A 19772-nucleotide genomic window follows, 5' to 3' on the forward strand; every position below is an offset into this window, starting at 1 on the left:
GGCACGGTGCGGGCCCGCACCGTGCCTCCCGTCCGTCTGGTGGGTGCGTCAGAAACCGGACGGCACCCGGGGCGTGTACGCGGACTCGAGTCGCGTCACCTCGTCGTCCGTCAGGGCGATCGACGCTCCGGCGACCGCGTCGTCGATGTGGTGCTCCTTCGTCGCGCCGACGATCGGGGCCGTGACCGCGTCCTTGCCGGCGACCCACGCCAGGGCGATCTGCGCCATGCTGACGCCGCGGTCGCTCGCGATCGACTCGACGGCGTCGACGATCGCGTGGTTCGCGTCCTCGTCCTGGCGGTACAGCGTCTTGCCGAACTCGTCGGTGTCGGCGCGCGTGCCGGAGCCCTGGGCGTTCCACGGGCGGGTGACCTTGCCGCGGGCGAGCGGGCTCCACGGGATCACCGCGACACCCGTGGCGGCGCAGAAGGGGTGCATCTCGCGCTCTTCCTCGCGCTCGAGGAGGTTGTACTGGTCCTGCATGCTGACGAACTTCGTCCAGCCGTGCAGCTCGGCGGTGTGCTGCATCTGGGCGAACTGCCACGCCCACATGCTGCTCGCGCCGATGTAGCGCGCCTTGCCGGCCTTGACGACGTCGTGCAGCGCCTCCATCGTCTCCTCGATCGGGGTCTGCGGATCGAAGCGGTGGATCTGGTACAGGTCGACGTAGTCCGTGCCGAGGCGGGTCAGCGAGGCGTCGATCTCGTGCATGATCGCCATGCGGGAGAGCCCGGCACCGTTGGGCCCTGGGCGCATCCGGTTGAACACCTTCGTGAAGACCTGGACGTCCTCTCTCGGGGCGAGTTCCTTCAGGAGCGTGCCGGTGATCTCCTCGCTGGAGCCGTCGGAGTACACGTTGGCGGTGTCGAAGGTGGTGATGCCCTTGTCGAACGCGTGCCGGACGAAGGGGCGTGCCTCGTCGATGCCGACGCTCCACGCGTGCGAGCCCTTCGTCGGGTCGCCGTAGGACATCATCCCGAGGATGACGTTGCTGATCTCGAGGCCGGTGGCGCCGAGTCGTGTGGTGCTCGCGTTGGCGTTCGTGTCGGTGCTGTTCGTCGGGTGGGTCGGGGTCATGCGTTCACCCTGGCATCGCGGCCTGTGACCGCGAGGAGGCGGACCTGGAGCGGTGCGTCCTCGCCGACGTCGACGGGTGCTGCGTACAGGCCGGTCTCGGCGAGTGACTCGATCTGCGGCTCGAAGTGGTGCCACACCGCCGCGACGAGTTCGTCCGGCAGCTGCTCGTCCGTGCCGGTCGCCCGCGCGAGGTCCCACGTGTGGATCGTGATGTCGCTCGTCTGCTCGGCGAGGTACTCGGCGGCGCTGACCACGTCGGTCGCGAGGTGGACCGGGGTGTCCTGCGGGGCGCGGTGCCACGCCTCGGTGGCGGCGCCCGCGAAGCGCTCCCACTCGGCCACGAGGTCGTCCCCGACGGGTTCGAGATCGGCCTCGGCCTGGGCGTAGTCGCACCCGGTGAGGAGGAGCGGGATCCACCGCTGCTCGTCGACGACGTGCGCGACGAGGTCCCTGGTGGTCCACTCGGAGTCGGGGGTCGGGGCGTCCCAGTCGGAGACGGCGGCGACGCGGCGGCCGAACTCGGCTGCGGCGACGGCTTGCAGCGCGATCCAGTCGGTGGCCATGGTGGTGCTCCTGTTCGTCACGGTTCGGCGATGTGTGGCGTGCAACCTCGGGGAGCCTTCGCGGATTCCCGGGGGCCGTGGGTGCGCTTGGTGCCCGTGGGTGGGTGGGGGCGCTTGGTGCGTGCGTGCGTGCGCTTGGTGCGTGCGTGCGTGGGTGCGTGCGTGCTTGCGCGGGTGCGTGCCCGGGTGCGTGCGTGCGTGCCCAACGTACGCCGGCGCGGGTGCGTCCCGGTCGAGCGGGTGAAATACCCGGGCATCCTCGCACGGGAACCCCACCCTTCCGCCCGCTCGCGTTCGTCCGGCGAAGACTGCAGGCCGCCCGCCGGTCGAGCGGGCGAAATACCCGGGGAGCACCGCGCGGGAACCACTCGAATTGGCCCGCTCGTGAGGAGCGAGCGAGGAGGGTGCGGTCGTGGTCGTCGAGCGGGCCAAATGCCAGGGATCGTCCCGTGAGAACGCGGGTATTTCGCCCGCTCGGGTGGACCCGCGGGAGCGCGGGAGCGCGGGAGCGTGGGAGTGCCCGCGGGAGCGCGGGAGCGTGGGAGTCCGTGCTCCTGGACGCGCCGAGGCCGGGCGCGACGAAGCCCCGGCGCCATGGGGCGGCGCCGGGGCTTCGTCTCGGGTGCTGCAGTGTGGTGCGGTTCGGTTCCCCTGGTCAGGGAGCGAGGGTCCGGGACGGACTCACGCAGCCTGGAGGACGAACTGGACGTCGAGGTTGATCGTGACCTCGTTGCCCAGGGTGAAGCCACCGGCCTCGACGGCTGCGTTCCAGTTCACTCCGAACTCGGTGCGGTCGATCTTGGTCGTCGCCTCGGCGCCGAACTTGACCTGGCCGTAGCCGTCCGTCGTGAAGCCACCGAGCTCGGCCTTCAGGACGACCGGCTTGGTGACGCCGCGGAGGGTGAGCTCGCCGGCGATGTGCAGGTCGTCGCCCTTGGCCTCGATGCCGGTGGAGCGGAAGGTGAGCTGCGGGTGCTCTTCGGTGAGGAAGAAGTCGCTCGTCTTGAGGTGCTGGTCGCGCTGCTCCTGGCCTGTGTTCACCGAAGCCACGTCGATCGACGCCTCGACGGTGGACTCGAGCGGGTTCTCGGCGGTGACGACGGTCGCGTCGAAGGTCTCGAACTTGCCCTTGACCTTGCTGATCGCGAGGTGGCGGACCGAGAAGGTGACCTCGGAGTGGGTCGGGTCGATCTTCCAGGTGCCGGTGCGGTAGCCGGGAATGGTTTCTGCGGTGAGCGACATTGTGGTGTCCTTCCAGGACGAGTGAGTCGTGGTGACGCGAGCGACCGGATCCCCGGTCCATGCGCCCGCATCGAAGTTGATGCTACGCCATTGTGCACCCATTTGGTTGAAGCGTCAACCAATGTTCACCCGAGTGTCGCCGTGCGTGTGTCGTGCCGACCGCCAGTGCCGACCGACAGCAACCGTCTGACACGTGCGACGAACTGCTCGATGAGCGCTCCGACATCGTCTGCTGTGACCCGGACGAGCCACCAGTCGACGTCCTTCAGGTGCTCGCCACGCGTGAGGTCCTTCTTGAACGACCTGGCATCCGTTCGGTGGAGATCGCTCTCGTACTCGATCGCGACGCGTGCCTCCGGGTACGCGAGGTCGACGCAGGCGATCCACTGCCCGTCGACGATGACGTCGTGATTGAGCGCAGGCTCGGGCAAGCCTCGGCGGACGAGGGTGAGCCGGGTCCGCGTCTCGCCGGGGGACCTGGAACCCGGTCGGATCTCGGCGAGGGCTGCGCGGAGCTTCCGGATGCCCCGGATGCGACGTCGTCTGCGGACCGCTGCGGTCAGTTCTGGGAGCGTGAGCCAACCCAGCCACCCGACGAGGGCATCGCCGGCGATCACGAGCTCGTCGACCGTCAGCATCGTCCCCAGGGCGACGAAGGTGTCTGCAGGGTCGCTGATCGGGACGCCTCGTGAGATCGTCCGTCGCACCGTGCCGGCCCGGGCCCGATGTCCCACCGAACCACGTACCCGGATCGCCTGATCGACGCCGATGGTCGTCACGTGGAGTCGTCGGTCGCGCTCGAAGCGTCGGGGGAGCGGGACGCCGATGATCGCTGCGGCGGTCACGTGGCTGAACACCTGGTCCGGCCGGAGTCGTGGAGCGAGGGCGCGGGCTCGTTCGTCCACCAGCACCGGGGTCGCCGGGGAGCGGACCCCGTGGAACGGCCTGACAAGGTCCTTGGCGTCGAGGCGTCCACGGGGTACCCCTCGGTAGAGCGCGTCACGAACGCGGAACGATGCGTCTCGGAGCGCTCCGGGGAGTCGGCGTCTGGCGGTCATCCCCACATGCTCGTGGCGAGTCGGCGTCGTCGGGGTGAGCCGAGCCTCCCGTGTGGATGGACGCGGGCGTCGCCCGCGTGTGGAGGCCTGCCCGTCTCGGCGAACGGGCGAGATGCCAGGGTCGGGAGTGTGGCCGACGTGGGTATTTCGCCCGCTCGCACACCCCCCCCACGCAGCTCCCCCGCGCCCCACCCCGGGAGGCACCCACGGGGCCACCCGGGGCCGAGCGCGCTCCAGTAGCGTCGGGAGCATGGAATTCAGGTACCTCGGCAACTCGGGACTCAAGGTCTCCGAGATCACCTACGGCAACTGGCTGACGCACGGCTCGCAGGTCGAGAACGACGTCGCCACCCAATGCGTCCGGGCAGCGCTCGACGCCGGCTTCACGACGTTCGACACCGCGGACACGTACGCGAACACCAAGGCGGAATCGGTCCTCGGTGACGCGCTCAAGGGCGAGCGTCGCCAATCGCTGGAGATCGCGACGAAGGTGTACTGGCCGACCGGTCCGAAGGGGCACAACGACGTCGGACTCAGCCGGAAGCACATCCTCGAGTCGATCAACGGGTCGCTGACGCGGCTCCAGACCGACTACGTCGACCTCTACCAGGCACACCGGTACGACTACGAGACCCCGCTCGAGGAGACGATGCAGGCCTTCGCCGACGTCGTCCGACAGGGCAAGGCGCTCTACATCGGCGTCTCCGAGTGGACCGCCGACCAGATCCGCGCCGGTGCGGCACTGGCGAAGGAGCTCGGCTTCCAGCTGATCTCGAACCAGCCGCAGTACTCGATGCTCTGGCGGGTCATCGAGGGCGAGGTCGTCCCCACCTCCAAGCAGCTCGGACTGTCCCAGATCGTGTTCTCCCCGATCGCGCAGGGCGTCCTCACGGGCAAGTACAAGGCCGGCCAGCCGCTCCCCGAGGGCTCGCGCGCCACCGACGAGAAGGGCGGCGCGGACATGATCAAGCGGTACATGCGCGACGACGTCCTCGAGGCCGTCCAGCGCCTCCAGCCCGTCGCGGACCAGGCGGGGCTCACCCTGGCGCAGCTCGCGATCGCGTGGACGCTCCAGAACGACAACGTCGCGAGTGCGATCGTCGGCGCCTCGCGCCCGCAGCAGGTCACCGACAACGTCAAGGCGGTCGGCGTGAAGCTCGACGCGGACGCGCTCAAGGCCATCGACGACGCCCTGGGGCCCATCCCGGAACGCGACTCCGCGAAGAGCGTGAGCCCGGCGTCGCGCCCCGCGTAGACGCGACCCAGAACCGGACGGGAGGCACGGTGCCAGCTGGCACCGTGCCTCCCGTCCGTCGTTGCGGACCGCAACGCCCGTACCCCACATGAACAACGGATGTCGCGTTTCTGGCAGAACCCTGGGGATGTCCGTACCCCACCCAAACGGGGGGCAGTAGCCCACCGAATCGGCTGCATGACCTCGACTGACACCCTCGTTGTGGTGCCACCCGCACGGGTGACGTCCACGCGGCTGAGCCGCCTCCTGGCGACAGCCCGGCAGCTCGTGTCCTTCGGCGCCATCGGCGCGTTCTGCTTCGTCGTCGACCTCGGCGTCTACAACCTGCTGCGCGCGACCGTCCTCGACGACAAGCCCATCGGCGCGAAGGTCGTCTCGGCGGTCGTCTCGACCGCGGTCGCCTACGTGCTCAACCGCTTCATCACCTTCCGCGCCGAGCGCACCACCGGACGTCGCGAGACGATCCGCGAGGGGCTGCTCTTCGCGCTCACGAACCTCATCGGGCTCGGCATCGCCGCCGCTTGCCTCTACGTCTCGCACTACCTCCTCGGATACACCTCCACCCTCGCCGACAACGTCGCCGGCAACGGGGTCGGCCTGGTCCTCGGCACCGCGTTCCGGTTCGCCGCGTACAAGGCCCTCGTCTTCCGTTCCCACGACGCACGTCGCACGAAGGAGATCGTCGAATGACCGTCATCACGACGCTGGTCACGGCCGCTGGGCCGCTGCTCCAGCCGAAGGACCAGTCCGGGACGTCGGGGAACGTCCCGAACCGGGGCACCACGGACGTCCCGACAGGAGGCTCGGGGCAAGCCGCGCACGCCGCCTGGACGCTGGGCGAATGGGTCGGCTACTCCGCCCTCATCGCCATCTCGATCCTGCTCACGCTGGTCGCGCTGTCCACGCTCTGGTGGATGCTGCACGCGTGGCGGTCGCGTGACGCGCTGAAGCAGACGAGCTTCAGCGACACACCGCGTCCAGCGGCCCACCGCTTCACGCTCCTGGTGCCCGGGCGGCACGAGGAGGACGTGATGGGGCAGACGCTCGACATGCTCGCCACGCAGGACCACCCCGACTTCGAGATCATCGCGATCGTCGGCGAGGACGACCCCGGCACCGACCGGGTCGTCCGCGAGGCCGCCGAGCGGCACCCCGGCCTGATCAAGGTCGTGGTCGACGACACGCTGCCGAAGAACAAGCCGAAGGCGATGAACCTGGCGCTGCAGTACGCCACCGGGGACATCGTGGGCGTGTTCGACGCAGAGGACGAGGTGTACCCGAAGCTCCTCAGCCTGGTCGACTCGCGCTTCCAGGAGACCGGCGCCGACGTCGTGCAGGGCGGCGTGCAGCTGATGAACTTCAAGTCCAGCTGGTGGTCGCTCCGCAACGTGCTCGAGTACTACTTCTGGTTCCGCTCGCGACTGCACTTCCACGCGGAGTCGAAGTTCATCCCGCTCGGCGGCAACACCGTCTTCGTGACGAAGGAGCGCCTGGACTGGTCGAACGGGTGGGACGCGCACTGCCTCGCCGAGGACTGCGAGCTCGGCGTCCGGCTCTCCGCCGACGGCGCCAAGGTCGTCGTCGCGTACAGCCCGGAGGCGGTCACCCGCGAGGAGACCCCGCCGACCTTCGCCTCCCTGCTCAAGCAGCGGACGCGCTGGAACCAGGGCTTCCTGCAGGTCCTCGAGAAGGGGGAGTGGAAGCAGCTCCCGTCGCTGAAGCAGCGGTTCTTCGCGCGGTACCTGCTGACGATGCCCTTCATCCAGGCCGCCACCGGGCTGCTGATCCCGCTCAGCGTGATCATGATCGCGTTCGTGAAGGTGCCGACGGCGATCGCGCTCATCTCGTTCATCCCGCTCGCGCCGACGCTGATGCTGCTCGCGGTCGAGATCGCCGGCCTCGGGGAGTTCGGGCGTCTCTACAAGGAGAAGGTCCGGATCCGCGACTACGTGAAGCTCGTGCTCGGCCTCGTGCCCTACCAGGTGTTCCTCGCCGCAGCAGCCGTCCGTGCGGTGATCCGGCACGCCAGGAAGCAGAACGGATGGGAGAAGACCGAGCACACCGGGCAGCACCGCACCGCGGCGCAGCAGCCCGAGGTGGTCGGCTTCCCGTCCGCCGTCACCAGCCCGGAGCCGGCGTTCGCCGGTGCATCAGCAGGAGGTGAACGATGACCGCCAGCATGACCAACACGACCGGCATCCCGATCCGCGGCACGCGCTCGGCGACCGGTGTCCGCGCCTGGTTCCAGGTGCACGCACGGAGCCTCGCGTGGGTCCTCCCCGTCGTCGCGATCGCCGCGCTGGTGCAGGCCTGGAACATGGGCGGCATCCCGCAGCGCATCGACGACGAGGGCACCTACACGGCCCAGGCGTGGGCGATCACCCACCTCGGCGAACTGACCCACTACACATACTGGTACGACCACCCGCCGCTCGGGTGGATCCAGATCGCCGGCTACACCTCGCTGACCGGGGCGTTCGCGCGCTACCCGTTCGCCGTCGAGGCCGCCCGCGAGGCCATGGTGTTCTTCGCCGCGGTCTCCGCCGTCCTGGTGTTCGTCCTCGGCCGTCGCCTCGGGATGTCCCGACCGGCGAGCGCCGTCGCCGTGCTGGTGTTCGGGCTGTCGCCGCTCGCGCTGCAGTACCACCGCACCGTGTACATCGACAACGTCGCGACGCCGTGGCTCCTCGCCGCGTTCGTCCTCGTCCTGAGCCGTCGGCAGCAGCTCGCCGGGTTCGTCGGCGCAGCCGCCTGCCTGGGGATCGCGGTGCTGTCGAAGGAGACGTACCTGCTCGCACTGCCGTTCCTCATCTGGATGGCCGTGCGTCGAGCGGACAAGAGCACGCGTCGCTACACGTTGAGCGTCGCCGGGGCCGTCCTCGCCGTGATCGGTGGCGGGTACATCCTGCTGGCCGCCGTCAAGGGCGAGCTCCTGCCGAGTGCCGGCAAGGTGAGCCTGCTCCAGGGCATCACCTACCAGCTCGGCAGCCGCGAGGCGAGCGGTTCGCTCTTCACCGGCGGCAGCCTGGCGAACGAGGCCGCATCCCAGTGGTGGGCGCTCGACCCGGTGTTCATCGTGCTCGGCTCGGCAGCGGCCGTCGTGGGGCTGTTCCTGCGTCGGGTCCGTCCGATCGCCGCGATGCTCGTCTTCCTGCTGCTCTTCATGTTCCGGCCGAACGGGTACCTGCCCGTGCCGTACGTCATCATGCTCGTGCCGTTCGGGGCCGTCCTCGTGGCGTTCGTCGCCGAGCGGGCCGTGCTCGCCGTCAGCGGCAAGACCGCCTTCCTCGCGAGGAACCGGGTTCGCGGAGCATCGCGTCGGGTCCTCGGTGGGGCATGGGCGCTCGCAACTGCCGCTGCGCTCGTCGTCGCCGTGCCGCTCTGGGGATCGCAGCTCCGCGGCTTCCTCGTGACCGACCTCGACAAGCCGATGGCGCAGGCGGAGAACTGGATCGGCGACAACGTCGACAAGCGCTCCCGGATGCTCGTCGACGACGCGATGTGGGTGGACCTCGTGAACGACGGCTTCGCCAGGAACAACGTGGTCTGGTACTACAAGCTCGACACCGACGGAGCCGTCGAACGCCAGTCGCCGAACGGTTGGAAGGACTCCGACTACGTCGTGACGACGGACTCGATGCGCACCGGCGGGAACTCCTCGACGGACGTGCGCCAGGCGATCCAGAACTCCACGAGCGTCGCGTCCTTCGGCACCGGCAACCAGAAGGTCGACGTCCGGCAGATCAACTCCGAGGGCCAGGCAGCCGCCGACAAGGCGATCACGAAGGCCGCGGACCAGCGGAAGACGCTCGGCACGCAGCTCGCGGACAACCCGGCGCTCGAGGCGGATGCCGGTACCCGGTCGCAGTTCCGGGCCGGCCAGGTCGACTCCCGGGCGATGATCGCTCTCGGCCAGGTCCTCGCCGACGACTCCGTCCGTGTCGACCGGTTCACGCCGCTCACCGGCGAGGACGGCCAGACGTTCCGCCGCGTGGTCGTGCACACGTCGGACGCCGCCGCGGCGAAGCGCACCGAGGCCACCCTCGACGCGATGGGCAGTGCGTTCCGCCCGACCTCGGTCGAGCGTGACGGCACCACCCTGACGGTCGTGTTCCCGACGACCGACCCCACCACGACCGCGGTCAGCACCTCGTGACCCGCGCGTCCGCCGCTCGTCCCCGCCGCCCCCGCGACCCCGCCGCGCGAGCGGGCGAAATACCCGGGCCGCCCCCACGCGCAACCGTGGTATTTCGCCCGCTCGCGGCCGGGGGCGGCCCGCGAGGACACACCCTGACCCGGAACGACCAGCACGATCCGACCCGAAGGAGCACCACCATGCACACCTCCGCACACATCCAGCGCCGCCGCGTGGCCGTCGTGGGCGCCCTCGCCGCGACCCTCGTCGCCGCGACCGTCGGCCTCGCAGCTCCCCAGTCCGCCAGCGCCGCCACCGACACCGGGTGGCTGCGCGTCGGGCACCTCTCCCCGGACACGAAGGGCGTCGACGTCGAACTGTCGAGCCTCTCCGGCGGCAAGAAGGTGTTCGAGCTCGACGACGTCACCTACGGCCAGGTCAGCAAGTACCAGACGCTCGCGGCCGGCACCTACGTGCTCTCGATGCGTGCATCGGACGCGCCGGACTCCACGCCGGTCATCTCCACCGACGTGACGGTCCAGGGCGGCAACGCGAGCACCGTCGTCGCCTACGGCAAGAACAAGAGCCTGAAGACGGCCGCGTTCACCGACGACCTGCAGCAGCCCGGTGACGGCAAGTCGAAGCTCCGGCTCGTCCAGGCCGCGACGACCGCCAAGAAGGTCGACGTCACCACCTCGACCGGCACGAAGATCGCCACCGACGCCGCGTTCGGCTCGGCCTCGCAGTACGCGACCGTCGACTCGGGCAAGTGGGACCTCGACCTGTCCGGCGGCGGGCAGACGGGCTCGGCGGACATCGACCTCGCGGGCAACACCGTCTCGACGCTCTTCGTGCTCGACGACAGCAAGGGCGACCTGACGGTCGTCCCCGTCACGGACGCCGCGGCCACCGCCGCGACGCCGACCGGCGGCGTGCAGACCGGTGGCGGCGGCACCGCCGCCGACCGCCCCGCCACGGACGCGGTCCACGCGGCCGTCGCGGCGATCCGCGCACTGTTCCACTGATCCGCACGGGAGGCCCTGATCACCGCCACCGATCGGCGAACGTGATCCGGGCCTCCAGTCAGACCGTCTCCCCACCAGCAGAAAGCAGGCCGGCATGACCCGCAGGAACTGGATCCCCATCACCGCCGTCGGCGTGGCCGCGGTGCTCGTCGCCGGCGGCATCGCCGTCGCCGCCGTGCACCCGTGGTCGGCCTCCGAGCCCGACGCCGGTGGCGCGTCGACCCCGACCTCGACGACCCCGCCGGACGGGAACCGCTCGGCCGCGCAGCTCCGCACCGACTTCCTGGACCGGTACGTGCAGGACGGCCGCGTCGTGCGGCTCGACCAGGGGAACGACACCGTCAGCGAGGGGCAGGCCTACGGGCTGCTCATCGCGTACGCAGCCGGGGACGAGCAGCGCTTCGGCGAGATCTGGTCGTGGACGAAGCGGCACATGCTGACGGACGACTCCTTGCTCGCATGGCGCTGGACGAAGGAGGACGGCGTCGCGGACGAGCAGTCCGCGAGCGACGCCGACCTCGACGCCGCGCGTGCCCTCGTCCTCGCGGGTGCGAAGTGGCAGGACGAGACGTACACGAAGGCCGGCAAGACGATGGCCCGCGCGGTGCTCGACCACGAGACAGCGACGACCGACCTCGGGCGGATCCTGCTCCCGGGGCCGTGGGCGGACTCGGAGCCGTACCGGTACGACGCCTCGTACGCGTCGCCCGCTGCCTACCGGGTGCTCGCGAAGGCAACAGGCGACGCGCGGTGGACGGAGCTCGAACAGGGCTCCAGCGCCGTGACGGCAGCGGTGCTCGAGAAGACCGACCTGCCGAGCGACTGGTCGCAGGTGCACGCCGACGGCAGCGTCGACCCGATGCCCGCCACCGGCAGCGACGCCCGCGTGCTGTACGGCTACGACGCGATGCGCATGCCGCTGCGGTACGCCGAGGCGTGCACGGCGTCGGACCGCAGCCTCGCGGCGTCGATCGCACCGACGCTCCGGCGGACCACGCAGCTCGCGGCGCAGCTCGACCTCGGCGGCACCGCCGTGACGGGGGACCGCAGCGCGCTGGCGTACGCCGCTCGTGCGGCTGCGGAGCAGGCGGCGGGCGCGACGGGAGCTGCGACGGCTGATCTGCAGCGTGCCGACCGCACCGCCGCCACGACGCCGACGTACTACGGCGACGCGTGGGCGGCGCTCGGTGCGACCATGCTGACGTCCGACGTGCTCGGTGGGTGCGGTACCGCCGGCGGGAGCTCCTCGTGAGCGGCGGGCGGCGTCGGGCCGAGCGAGGGACGTCGCTGGGCGCGCGCCTCGGTCGACGGTGGGTGGCCGTCGCGGCGGGTGCGGCAGTCGTCGTGGCCGCCGGGGCCGTCGTGACCGGGGTCGCCGTGGCCGCCGGGAACGACGCCGCGCCGTCTGCGAGGTCCTCGGCCGCTGCTCCGGGGGCATCGCCGTCCGCTGGCGACCGGGACATCGCGGGCTTCCAGGACCCGGCAGCCCCGGCGGCGCGCTCCGACGCGACACCGACCCGGGTGGCGATCCCCGCGATCGGCGTGGACGCCGCACTCGAGGACCTGCACCGCGGAGCCGCCGGCGAGCTCGACCCGCCGAAGGGCTGGGACAACGCCGGGTGGTTCAGCGACGGCATCGTCCCCGGGGAGGTCGGCCCAGCGGTCATCGCCGGGCACGTCGACAGCCCGACGAGCGCCGCGGTGTTCTTCCGACTCGACGAGCTCGTGGCTGGTGACGAGATCCACGTCACGATGTCCGACGGCAGCACCCGCACCTTCACCGTCGACCGCACCGAACGCGCCGCCAAGTCGGCGTTCCCCACGAGCGACGTCTACGGGTCGTCGCCCACTCCTGACCTCCGGCTCATCACCTGCGACGGCACGTTCGACACCGCCACAGGGCACTACACAGACAACCTGATCGTGTTCGCATCACTGTCGGGGCAGTGACTCAGCAGCCGAACCATATGTTGGACACCAGTCATCGAGGAGCAACATGAGCGAGACCCTGGTCATCATCCCGACCTACGACGAAGCCGAGAACGTCCGGCCGATCGTGGCACGTACCCTCGCGGCCACGGACGACACCGTGCACGTGCTCGTCGTCGACGACAACTCCCCGGACGGCACCGGTGACATCGCCGATGCCATCGCGACCGAGACCGATCGGGTCCACGTGCTCCACCGCACCGTCAAGGACGGCCTCGGTGGCGCGTACCTCTCGGGCTTCGCCTGGGGGCTCGAGCACGGGTACGACAAGCTCGTCGAGATGGACGCCGACGGCTCCCACCACCCCGAGTACCTGCCGTGGCTCATCGAGCTCGCGGACACCAACGACCTGGTCCTCGGCTCCCGCTGGATCCGGGGCGGCGAGGTCGAGAACTGGCCCTGGTACCGGGAGCTCCTCTCCCGCGGCGGGAACCTCTACACGCGGCTCGCGCTCGGGATCGCGGTGCGGGACGCCACCGGCGGCTTCCGGGCGTTCACCCGATCGGCACTGCAGCGCATCGACCTCGACGGCATCGCGTCGAAGGGGTACTGCTTCCAGGTGGACCTCTGCTGGCGGGCGCTCGAGGCGGGTCTGCGGATCGTGGAGACCCCGATCACCTTCACCGAGCGCGAGTTCGGCGTCTCGAAGATGAGCGGGAACATCGTCCGCGAGAGCCTGACCCTCGTCACGAAGTGGGGCATCGACCGGCGCCTCCGCGAGGTGCGTGCGCTCGCCAAGGAGCACAAGCCGCTGCCCTCGGTCCGGCGCAACGCCCACGCGGTCGCGAACCCCATCCGCTGACGGGGCTCCCCGCCTGACCTCCACGCGATAGCGACAGTCTCCCGCCGGACTCCGGCGGGAGACTGTCGCTTTCGCGGGACAACGGCGCGGGGCGCGCGCCGGCGGAACGACGGCGCAGGGCGCGCGCCGCGGTCAGCGCAGGACGACGACCCCGCGGCCGGTGAACCGGACGCAGTCCGTCGCGACCGAGGCCGCACCGAACTGGTACAGCACCTCGCCGGTCGCGCCGGGAACGGGCACCTCCGCCGCGTCGTCGAGGAAGTTCACCACGACGTGCACCGGCGCCACGGTCGGCCCGAGCAACCCGCGGGTGAGCACGAGCCACCGCCGGTCCTCGCTGAAGCGGACGGCGTTCGCCTCGTAGCGGTCGTCGACGAAGGCCTCGTCGGTCCGCCGCAGTGCGACGAGCACCCGGTAGGCCCGGAGGATCGCAGCGCCCCGCGGCGACGACACGTCGTCCCACGACAGCTTCGAGTCCTGGAACGTCTGCGGGTCCTGCGGATCCGGCACGGCGGACTCGTCCCACTCGTGCTCCGCGAACTCCTTGATCCGCCCGTCGGCCGTGGCCTTGCCGAGTTCCGGCTCCGGGTGCGACGTGAAGAACTGCCACGGCGTCGTCGCGGCGAACTCCTCGCCCATGAAGAGCATCGGCGTGAACGGCCCGAGCAGGGTCAGCGCCGCCGCGATGACCAGTCCCTCGTCGGTGAGCGTCGCCGCGAGCCGATCGCCCGCTGCCCGGTTGCCGATCTGGTCGTGGTTCTGGTTCGCCACCACGAGCGCCGTCGCGGGGGAGGTCCCGCGGTCGATCGGCCGGCCGTGCCGCTTGCCACGGAACGACGACCACGTGCCGTCGTGGAAGAACCCGTGGTCGAGGACCTTCGCCAGCGCCGACAGCGGGGCGAAGTCGGCGTAGTACCCGTTCGTCTCCCCGGTGAGGGCGACGTGCACGGCGTGGTGGAAGTCGTCGGACCACTGCCCGGCGAGCCCGTAGCCGCCGGCCTCCTGTGCCCGGAACATGACCGGGTCGTTGAGGTCCGACTCGGCGATGAGCGACAGCGGCTTGCCGACGAAGGCACCGAACGCCGAGGTCTCCGACGCCATGGCCTGCAGCACGTGCGGGCGGGTGGTGTCGCGGATCGCGTGCACCGCGTCGAGCCGGAGCCCGTCGACGTGGTGGTCGCGGAACCACATCCGCACGTTGTCGAGGACGTACCGTCGGACCTCGGGGTGCTCGACGTTGACCGAGTCACCCCAGGTGTTCGCGAGTCCCTGGACCAGGTACGGCCCGTAGAGCGGCAGGTAGTTGCCGCTCGGTCCGAGGTGGTTGTACACGACGTCCTGGATCACGCCGAGCCCGAGCGCGTGTGCCCGGTCGACGAACCGGTCGTAGGCGTCCGGTCCACCGTACGGTGCGTGCACGGCGTACCAGGCGACCCCGTCGTACCCCCAGTTCCACTCGCCGTTGACCCCGTTGACGGGCAGCAGCTCGACGAACTCCACGCCGAGCTCGACGAGGTGGTCGAGCTTCGCGGCGGCGGCGTCGAGCGTGCCCTCCGGCGTGTAGGTCCCGACGTGCATCTCGTAGATCACGGCGCCGCGGGCCGGACGTCCGGTCCACGCATCGTCCGTCCACGAGAACCGTGCGGGGTCGACGACCTCCGACGGACCGTGCACACCCTCCGGCTGGTACCGGCTGCGCGGATCGGGGCGGACCGCGTCGTCGTCGTCGATCCGGAAGCCGTAGCGGGCACCGACGTGGGGGAGCACCTCGTCGGTGCTCCACCAGTCGTCGGCGCCGCGGCGCAGCGGGTACTCGGTGCCGTCGACGACGAGCCGCACCCGCTCCGGGGTGGGCGCCCAGACGGCGTAGCGGTCGGGTGCGGTCATGCGTGGCCCTCCAGGATGTCGATGTCGGCTTGCGCGTCGGTCTCGTCCGGCGCGGTGCGCGTCACGACCGGACTGGAGGCCCGGCTCGTCTCCGCCACGTCGGTCGCGTCGGCGACCCGACCGGTCTCGTCGACGTCGGCCGCCGGGACGAGCAGGGCCACGGGGTAGGTGGTGAGCAGCTCGGACAGCGCGATCCCCCTGGTGGCCGGGACGAGCCTCCCGGTCAGCAGGTCCACGCGGTCGACGGGAGCCGGGTGGATCAGGGTGTCGCCCCACCCGCCGACCCGTTCCAGGCCGATCGGCAGGCGTGTGGCGACGGTGACGGCGCCGCCGCGGTCGAAGGCGACCACGTGGTCCGCTGCGCTGCCGGTGGCCTCGATCGGCAGGTAGCGCGTGAAGAGCTCCGGCCGGTCGCGGCGGAGGCGCAGCGCGCGGGTCGTGACGAGCAGCTTCGCAGCACCGTCGATGCCGATGGCCGGCAGCGTCTCGGGTCCGTCGTCGTCGGGCCCGTCGAGTTCCGCGAGGACGTGCCGGCGTTCGGTGTAGTCGACCGCGCGACGGTTGTCCGGGTCGACCAGGGAGCGGTCCCAGAACTCCGTGCCCTGGTAGACGTCGGGGACGCCGGGGGCGGTGAGCTGCACGAGCTTCGTGCCGAGGCCGTTCGACCAGCCGGCCGCGTCGATGCGCTCGTCGAGCGCGTCGAGCAGCGCGACGACGGACGGGTCGTCGAAGGCGGCGTCGACGAGTGCGTGCATCCGTCCCTCGAAGGCCTCGTCCGGCTCGGTCCACGTCGTGCTGTTGCCGGCCTCGCGGGAGGCCTTCTCGGCGTACGCGTGCAGACGCTCCCTGCTGGCCGGACGGGCACCGACGATCGCCTGCCAGAGCAGGTTCGCGAACACCTCGTCCTCGAGCGGTGCCAGGGCGTGCAGCTTCCGGAACGTCTCGGTCCACTCGTCGCCGAGTTCTGCGAGCACGGCGATGCGGGCGCGGGTGTCCTCGCTGCGCTTCGTGTCGTGCGTCGTGAGGGTCGTCATCGTGTGCGGCCAGCTCGCCAGGCGCTCCCGCTGTGCGGCGTGGAACTCCTCGGTGCTGACCGCGAAGACGCTCGGATCGCCGCCGACCTCGCTCAGGGAGCTCAGCTTCGCGGTCCGGTAGAACGCGGTGTCCTCGACGCCCTTCGCCATCACCATGCCGCTGGTCTGCTGCAGGCGGATCGCGGCGGGGTGGGTCGGGTCGACGAGCGCGGGGGCGATGCGGTCGATGACCTCGGCGAGGTCGGGGCGGGTCTCCGCCGCGAGCTCGAGGGCGTCGATGAGGTGGTGGGCGCCCTCCGGGAGGTACGTGCGGTACACGTCGAAGGACGCGATGACCTCGGCGAGCGCATCGACGACCCGCTCGGTCTCTGCTGCTCCGGTTTCCTCGAGCAGGCGGGCGAGACGCTGCACCTCGCTGTTCAGGATGCCGTCGGCGATCCCGCGGCGGGTGTCGTGCGTCAGACCCTGCCAGTCACCCGGCTCGTCGGCGACGGTCGCCCAGAGGGGTTCTTCACCGCGGGGGTCGACGAACAGTCGGTCGAGGACGCCGAGCGCGTCGTACCCGGTGGTGCCGTCGACCGGCCAGCTCGCGGGGAGCTCTTCGCCCGGCTCGAGGATCTTCTCCACGAGGGTGTACGCGCCACCGGTGAGGTCGTGCAGGTCCTGCAGGTACCCGGCCGGGTCGTACAGCCCGTCCGGGTGGTCGATCCGGAGCCCGTCGACCAGGCCGTCCCGGAACCACGCACCGACGACCGTGTGGGAGGCGGCGAACACCTCGGGTTCCTCGACGCGGATCGCCGCGAGGGTGTTCACCGCGAAGAACCGGCGGTAGTTCAGCTCGTGGTCTGCGCGCTTCCAGTGCACGAACTCGTAGTGCTGGCGAGCGTGCACGGTCGCCACGTCGTCGCCGTCGTGCACGGTGCCCGGAGCGGTCGGGTAGGCGGTGGAGCCGACCAGGAGCACGGGTCCGGCGGTACCAGCGGTGCTCCCGCTCGTGTCCAGCGTGACCCCGTCGAGCAGGCGGTCGTCGAGGACCGGGATGCGGATCCGTCCGTCTCCGGCTGCCCAGTCCACGTCGAACGCCGTGGCGACGGGGGAGTCCTGCCCGAGCTCGAGCAGCGACCACCACCACGGGTTCACCGCGGGCGTTGCGACGCCGACGTGGTTCGGCACGATGTCCACCAGGACGCCGAGACCAGCGGCGTGTGCCGCTTCGGCGAGCGCCCGGAACGCCGCGTCTCCGCCACGCTGCTCGTCGACGTGGGTGTGGTCGACGACGTCGTACCCGTGTGCGGAGCCTGGCTCGGACTGCAGCACGGGGGACAGGTAGAGCCAGTCCGCGCCGAGGTCGTGGACGTAGTCGACGAGGGCCGTGGCCGACGCGAGATCGAAGTCGGGCGAGACCTGCAGACGGTAGGTCGAGGCGGGGACGCGGCGGGTGCGCTCTGTCGTCACTTGGCACCCCCCTGGGTGTCGCTCGGCGCGGGGGACCCTGCGGGGTTCGCGGGGGTCACCGCGTCCTGCGGTGCCGGCGTGACCGGGTGGGCTTCGGCGTCGACGGGGGTGGTCGTCACCTCGTGGTCGGGCTCGGCGCGGAGCACGATCATCGATCGGGCCGGGACGTCGAGCGGGGTGGCGGCGTCGATGACCTCGTCGCGGGCGCCCGGTTCGGCGGTGTCGATGCGGACCGTCCAGCCCGGCGCGTACTCCTCGGGCGGCAGCGTGAACGTCACCGTGTCGTCGTGCGCGTTGAAGTACGTGATGAAGGCCACGTCCGTGACGCGCTCGCCGCGGGCGTCGCGACCGCGGATGCCCTCGCCGTTCAGGTACATGCCGACGCTCTTGCCGAAGCCGGAGTCCCAGTCCTCCGGCGCCATCGCGTCGCCTTCCGGGGTGAGCCAAACGACGTCGGGCAGGGGCTCGCCCTCGCCGCGACGCACGGGGCGACCGTTGAAGTACCGCGTCCGTCGGAACGTGGGGTGGTCGTGCCGGAGCTTCGTGACGTCGGCGGTGAACTGGATGAGTTCGTCGTCGGCGGTGTCCCAGTCGATCCAGCTCAGCTCGGAGTCCTGCGCGTACACGTTGTTGTTGCCGGACTGCGAGCGGCCGAGCTCGTCGCCGTGCGCGATCATCGGCACGCCCTGGCTGAGGAGCAGCGTCGCGAGGAAGTTCCGTCGACGCTGCAGCCGCAGGGCGTTCACGGACTCGTCGTCCGTCGGACCCTCGACGCCGGAGTTCCAGGACCGGTTGTGGCTCTCGCCGTCGTTGTTGTCCTCGCCGTTCGCGTCGTTGTGCTTCTCGTTGTAGGCGACGAGGTCGTACAGCGTGAAGCCGTCGTGCGCGGTGATGAAGTTGATGCTGGCCTTCGGCGTGCGGCCGTCGTGCTCGTAGAGGTCCGCAGAACCGGAGATGCGCGACGCGAACTCGCCGAGGGTCGACGACTCGCCACGCCAGAAGTCCCGCACGGTGTCGCGGTACTTGCCGTTCCACTCCGACCACTGCGGCGGGAAGTTGCCCACCTGGTAGCCGCCGGGGCCGACGTCCCACGGCTCGGCGATGAGCTTCACCTGCGACACGATCGGGTCCTGCTGGACGAGTTCGAAGAAGGCCGACAGCCGGTCGACCTCGTAGAACTCACGGGCCAGCGCCGACGCGAGGTCGAAGCGGAAGCCGTCCACGTGCATCTCGGTCACCCAGTACCGCAGCGAGTCCATGATGAGCTGCAGCGAGTGCGGGTGCCCGACGTTCAGCGAGTTCCCGGTGCCCGTGTAGTCCATGTAGTAGCGCTTGTCGTCGTCCATCAAGCGGTAGTAGGCGGCGTTGTCGATCCCGCGGAACGACAGCGTCGGGCCGAGGTGGTTCCCCTCGGCGGTGTGGTTGTAGACGACGTCGAGGACGACCTCGATGCCTGCACGGTGCAGCTCGCGCACCATGGTCTTGAACTCCTGCACCTGCTGGCCCTCGTCGCCGGAGGACGAGTAGTGCGAGTGGGGGGCGAAGAACCCGATGGTGTTGTACCCCCAGTAGTTCGACAGCCCCTTGTCCTGCAGCGTCGAGTCGTTGACGAACTGGTGCACGGGCATGAGCTCGAGCGTCGTGATGCCGAGGCGCTTGAGGTGCTCGATGACCGCCGGGTGCGAGACACCGGCGTACGTGCCCCGCTGCTCTTCGGGGACGTCCGGGTGGGTCTCGGTGAGGCCCTTCACGTGCGCCTCGTAGATGACCGTCTCGCCGTACGGGGTCCGTGGTGCGCGGTCGCCCTGCCAGTCGAAGAAGGGGTTGATCACCACGCCCTTGACCATGTGCGCGGCCGAGTCCTCGTCGTTCGTGGAGTCCGGGTCGCCGAACGTGTACGAGAACAACGACTGGTCCCAGTCGATGTCCCCGCTCGTGGCCTTGGCGTACGGGTCGAGCAGCAGCTTCGCCGGGTTGCACCGCGCGCCGTTCTCGGGGTCGTACGGGCCGTGCACCCGGAAGCCGTACAGCTGCCCGGGGCCGACATTGGGCAGGTACGCGTGCCAGACGTAGGCGTCCACCTCGACGAGGGGGACGCAGGTCTCGGTGCCGTCCTCGTCGAACAGACAGAGCTCGACGCGCTCGGCGACCTCGCTGAAGAGGGCGAAGTTCGTGCCGCTCCCGTCGTAGGTCGCGCCGAGCGGGTAGGGGTTGCCGGGCCAGGTGTGCAAGGGTCCTCCAGTGGTGGGT

15 protein-coding genes are annotated in these 19772 nt (G+C 70.5%); 8 read left to right on the forward strand and 7 right to left on the reverse strand.

Going from position 1 to position 19772, the window contains the following annotated elements:
* Positions 1-48 precede the first annotated feature (48 nt).
* The 4 genes from AAEP80_RS08495 to AAEP80_RS08510 form a co-directional block, all read right to left on the reverse strand.
* Positions 49-1077, reverse strand: a complete 1029-nt coding sequence (locus AAEP80_RS08495) for an aldo/keto reductase (RefSeq protein WP_420366696.1) — start codon at positions 1075-1077, stop codon at positions 49-51.
* Positions 1074-1640, reverse strand: coding sequence for a TIGR03086 family metal-binding protein (locus AAEP80_RS08500; RefSeq protein ID WP_420366697.1), 567 nt, complete (start codon positions 1638-1640; stop codon positions 1074-1076). The genes AAEP80_RS08495 and AAEP80_RS08500 overlap by 4 nt, the downstream gene beginning before the upstream one ends.
* 681 nt (positions 1641-2321) lie before the next feature.
* The gene (locus AAEP80_RS08505; protein ID WP_420366698.1) at positions 2322-2882 is read right to left on the reverse strand and encodes a YceI family protein; all 561 of its coding nucleotides are present in this window, start codon (positions 2880-2882) and stop codon (positions 2322-2324) included.
* Between the two features lie 125 nt (positions 2883-3007).
* Complete coding sequence (locus AAEP80_RS08510) at positions 3008-3940, reverse strand: hypothetical protein (RefSeq protein WP_420366699.1); 933 nt, start codon at positions 3938-3940, stop codon at positions 3008-3010.
* Positions 3941-4190: 250 nt separating this feature from the next.
* Between AAEP80_RS08510 and AAEP80_RS08515 the strand changes: the two genes are divergently transcribed.
* The 8 genes from AAEP80_RS08515 (at position 4191) to AAEP80_RS08550 (ending at position 13146) form a co-directional block, all read left to right on the forward strand.
* Positions 4191-5195 (forward strand): aldo/keto reductase family protein, encoded by a 1005-nt coding sequence (locus AAEP80_RS08515; protein WP_420366700.1) that lies wholly within the window; start codon positions 4191-4193, stop codon positions 5193-5195.
* Positions 5196-5372: 177 nt separating this feature from the next.
* Positions 5373-5885 carry a GtrA family protein gene (locus tag AAEP80_RS08520; protein ID WP_402729163.1) on the forward strand — a complete coding sequence of 171 codons (513 nt, stop codon included), beginning with the start codon at positions 5373-5375 and terminating at the stop codon, positions 5883-5885.
* Complete coding sequence (locus AAEP80_RS08525) at positions 5882-7366, forward strand: glycosyltransferase (protein ID WP_420366701.1); 1485 nt, start codon at positions 5882-5884, stop codon at positions 7364-7366. Before AAEP80_RS08520 ends, AAEP80_RS08525 begins: the two co-directional genes overlap by 4 nt.
* Positions 7367-7374: 8 nt before the next feature.
* The gene (locus AAEP80_RS08530; RefSeq protein ID WP_420366702.1) at positions 7375-9351 is read left to right on the forward strand and encodes an ArnT family glycosyltransferase; all 1977 of its coding nucleotides are present in this window, start codon (positions 7375-7377) and stop codon (positions 9349-9351) included.
* Between the two features lie 179 nt (positions 9352-9530).
* Positions 9531-10355 carry a DUF4397 domain-containing protein gene (locus AAEP80_RS08535; protein ID WP_420366703.1) on the forward strand — a complete coding sequence of 275 codons (825 nt, stop codon included), beginning with the start codon at positions 9531-9533 and terminating at the stop codon, positions 10353-10355.
* Between the two features lie 94 nt (positions 10356-10449).
* Positions 10450-11607 (forward strand): glycosyl hydrolase family 8, encoded by a 1158-nt coding sequence (locus AAEP80_RS08540; RefSeq protein ID WP_420366704.1) that lies wholly within the window; start codon positions 10450-10452, stop codon positions 11605-11607.
* Positions 11604-12305, forward strand: a complete 702-nt coding sequence (locus AAEP80_RS08545) for a class F sortase (protein WP_420366705.1) — start codon at positions 11604-11606, stop codon at positions 12303-12305. Before AAEP80_RS08540 ends, AAEP80_RS08545 begins: the two co-directional genes overlap by 4 nt.
* Positions 12306-12351: 46 nt before the next feature.
* Complete coding sequence (locus AAEP80_RS08550; protein WP_420366706.1) at positions 12352-13146, forward strand: polyprenol monophosphomannose synthase; 795 nt, start codon at positions 12352-12354, stop codon at positions 13144-13146.
* A gap of 132 nt (positions 13147-13278) precedes the next feature.
* On the opposite strand, the gene treZ is transcribed toward AAEP80_RS08550, so the two are convergent.
* From treZ to glgX, 3 genes are read right to left on the reverse strand one after another with little or no spacing between them, the layout of a single operon-like run.
* The gene (treZ, locus tag AAEP80_RS08555) at positions 13279-15033 is read right to left on the reverse strand and encodes a malto-oligosyltrehalose trehalohydrolase (protein WP_420366707.1); all 1755 of its coding nucleotides are present in this window, start codon (positions 15031-15033) and stop codon (positions 13279-13281) included.
* Complete coding sequence (gene treY / locus AAEP80_RS08560) at positions 15030-17522, reverse strand: malto-oligosyltrehalose synthase (protein WP_420366708.1); 2493 nt, start codon at positions 17520-17522, stop codon at positions 15030-15032. Before treY ends, treZ begins: the two co-directional genes overlap by 4 nt.
* Entirely contained in the window at positions 17519-19753 is a 2235-nt protein-coding gene (gene glgX, locus AAEP80_RS08565) for a glycogen debranching protein GlgX (protein ID WP_420366709.1), read from the reverse strand. The genes treY and glgX overlap by 4 nt, the downstream gene beginning before the upstream one ends.
* Between the last annotated feature and the right edge of the window lie 19 nt (positions 19754-19772).

It is taken from the genome of Curtobacterium sp. L3-7 (assembly GCF_048756585.1).
Taxonomy (GTDB): Bacteria; Actinomycetota; Actinomycetes; order Actinomycetales; family Microbacteriaceae; genus Curtobacterium.

What these genes read in the sequence shown, in the direction of transcription:
- AAEP80_RS08495 (WP_420366696.1), bottom strand. Translation starts at nt 1,077, where the DNA reads ATGACCCCGACCCACCCGACGAACAGCACCGACACGAACGCCAACGCG.
- AAEP80_RS08500 (WP_420366697.1), bottom strand. Translation starts at nt 1,640, where the DNA reads ATGGCCACCGACTGGATCGCGCTGCAAGCCGTCGCCGCAGCCGAGTTC.
- AAEP80_RS08505 (WP_420366698.1), bottom strand. Translation starts at nt 2,882, where the DNA reads ATGTCGCTCACCGCAGAAACCATTCCCGGCTACCGCACCGGCACCTGG.
- AAEP80_RS08510 (WP_420366699.1), bottom strand. Translation starts at nt 3,940, where the DNA reads ATGACCGCCAGACGCCGACTCCCCGGAGCGCTCCGAGACGCATCGTTC.
- AAEP80_RS08515 (WP_420366700.1), top strand. Translation starts at nt 4,191, where the DNA reads ATGGAATTCAGGTACCTCGGCAACTCGGGACTCAAGGTCTCCGAGATC.
- AAEP80_RS08520 (WP_402729163.1), top strand. Translation starts at nt 5,373, where the DNA reads ATGACCTCGACTGACACCCTCGTTGTGGTGCCACCCGCACGGGTGACG.
- AAEP80_RS08525 (WP_420366701.1), top strand. Translation starts at nt 5,882, where the DNA reads ATGACCGTCATCACGACGCTGGTCACGGCCGCTGGGCCGCTGCTCCAG.
- AAEP80_RS08530 (WP_420366702.1), top strand. Translation starts at nt 7,375, where the DNA reads ATGACCAACACGACCGGCATCCCGATCCGCGGCACGCGCTCGGCGACC.
- AAEP80_RS08535 (WP_420366703.1), top strand. Translation starts at nt 9,531, where the DNA reads ATGCACACCTCCGCACACATCCAGCGCCGCCGCGTGGCCGTCGTGGGC.
- AAEP80_RS08540 (WP_420366704.1), top strand. Translation starts at nt 10,450, where the DNA reads ATGACCCGCAGGAACTGGATCCCCATCACCGCCGTCGGCGTGGCCGCG.
- AAEP80_RS08550 (WP_420366706.1), top strand. Translation starts at nt 12,352, where the DNA reads ATGAGCGAGACCCTGGTCATCATCCCGACCTACGACGAAGCCGAGAAC.
- treZ (WP_420366707.1), bottom strand. Translation starts at nt 15,033, where the DNA reads ATGACCGCACCCGACCGCTACGCCGTCTGGGCGCCCACCCCGGAGCGG.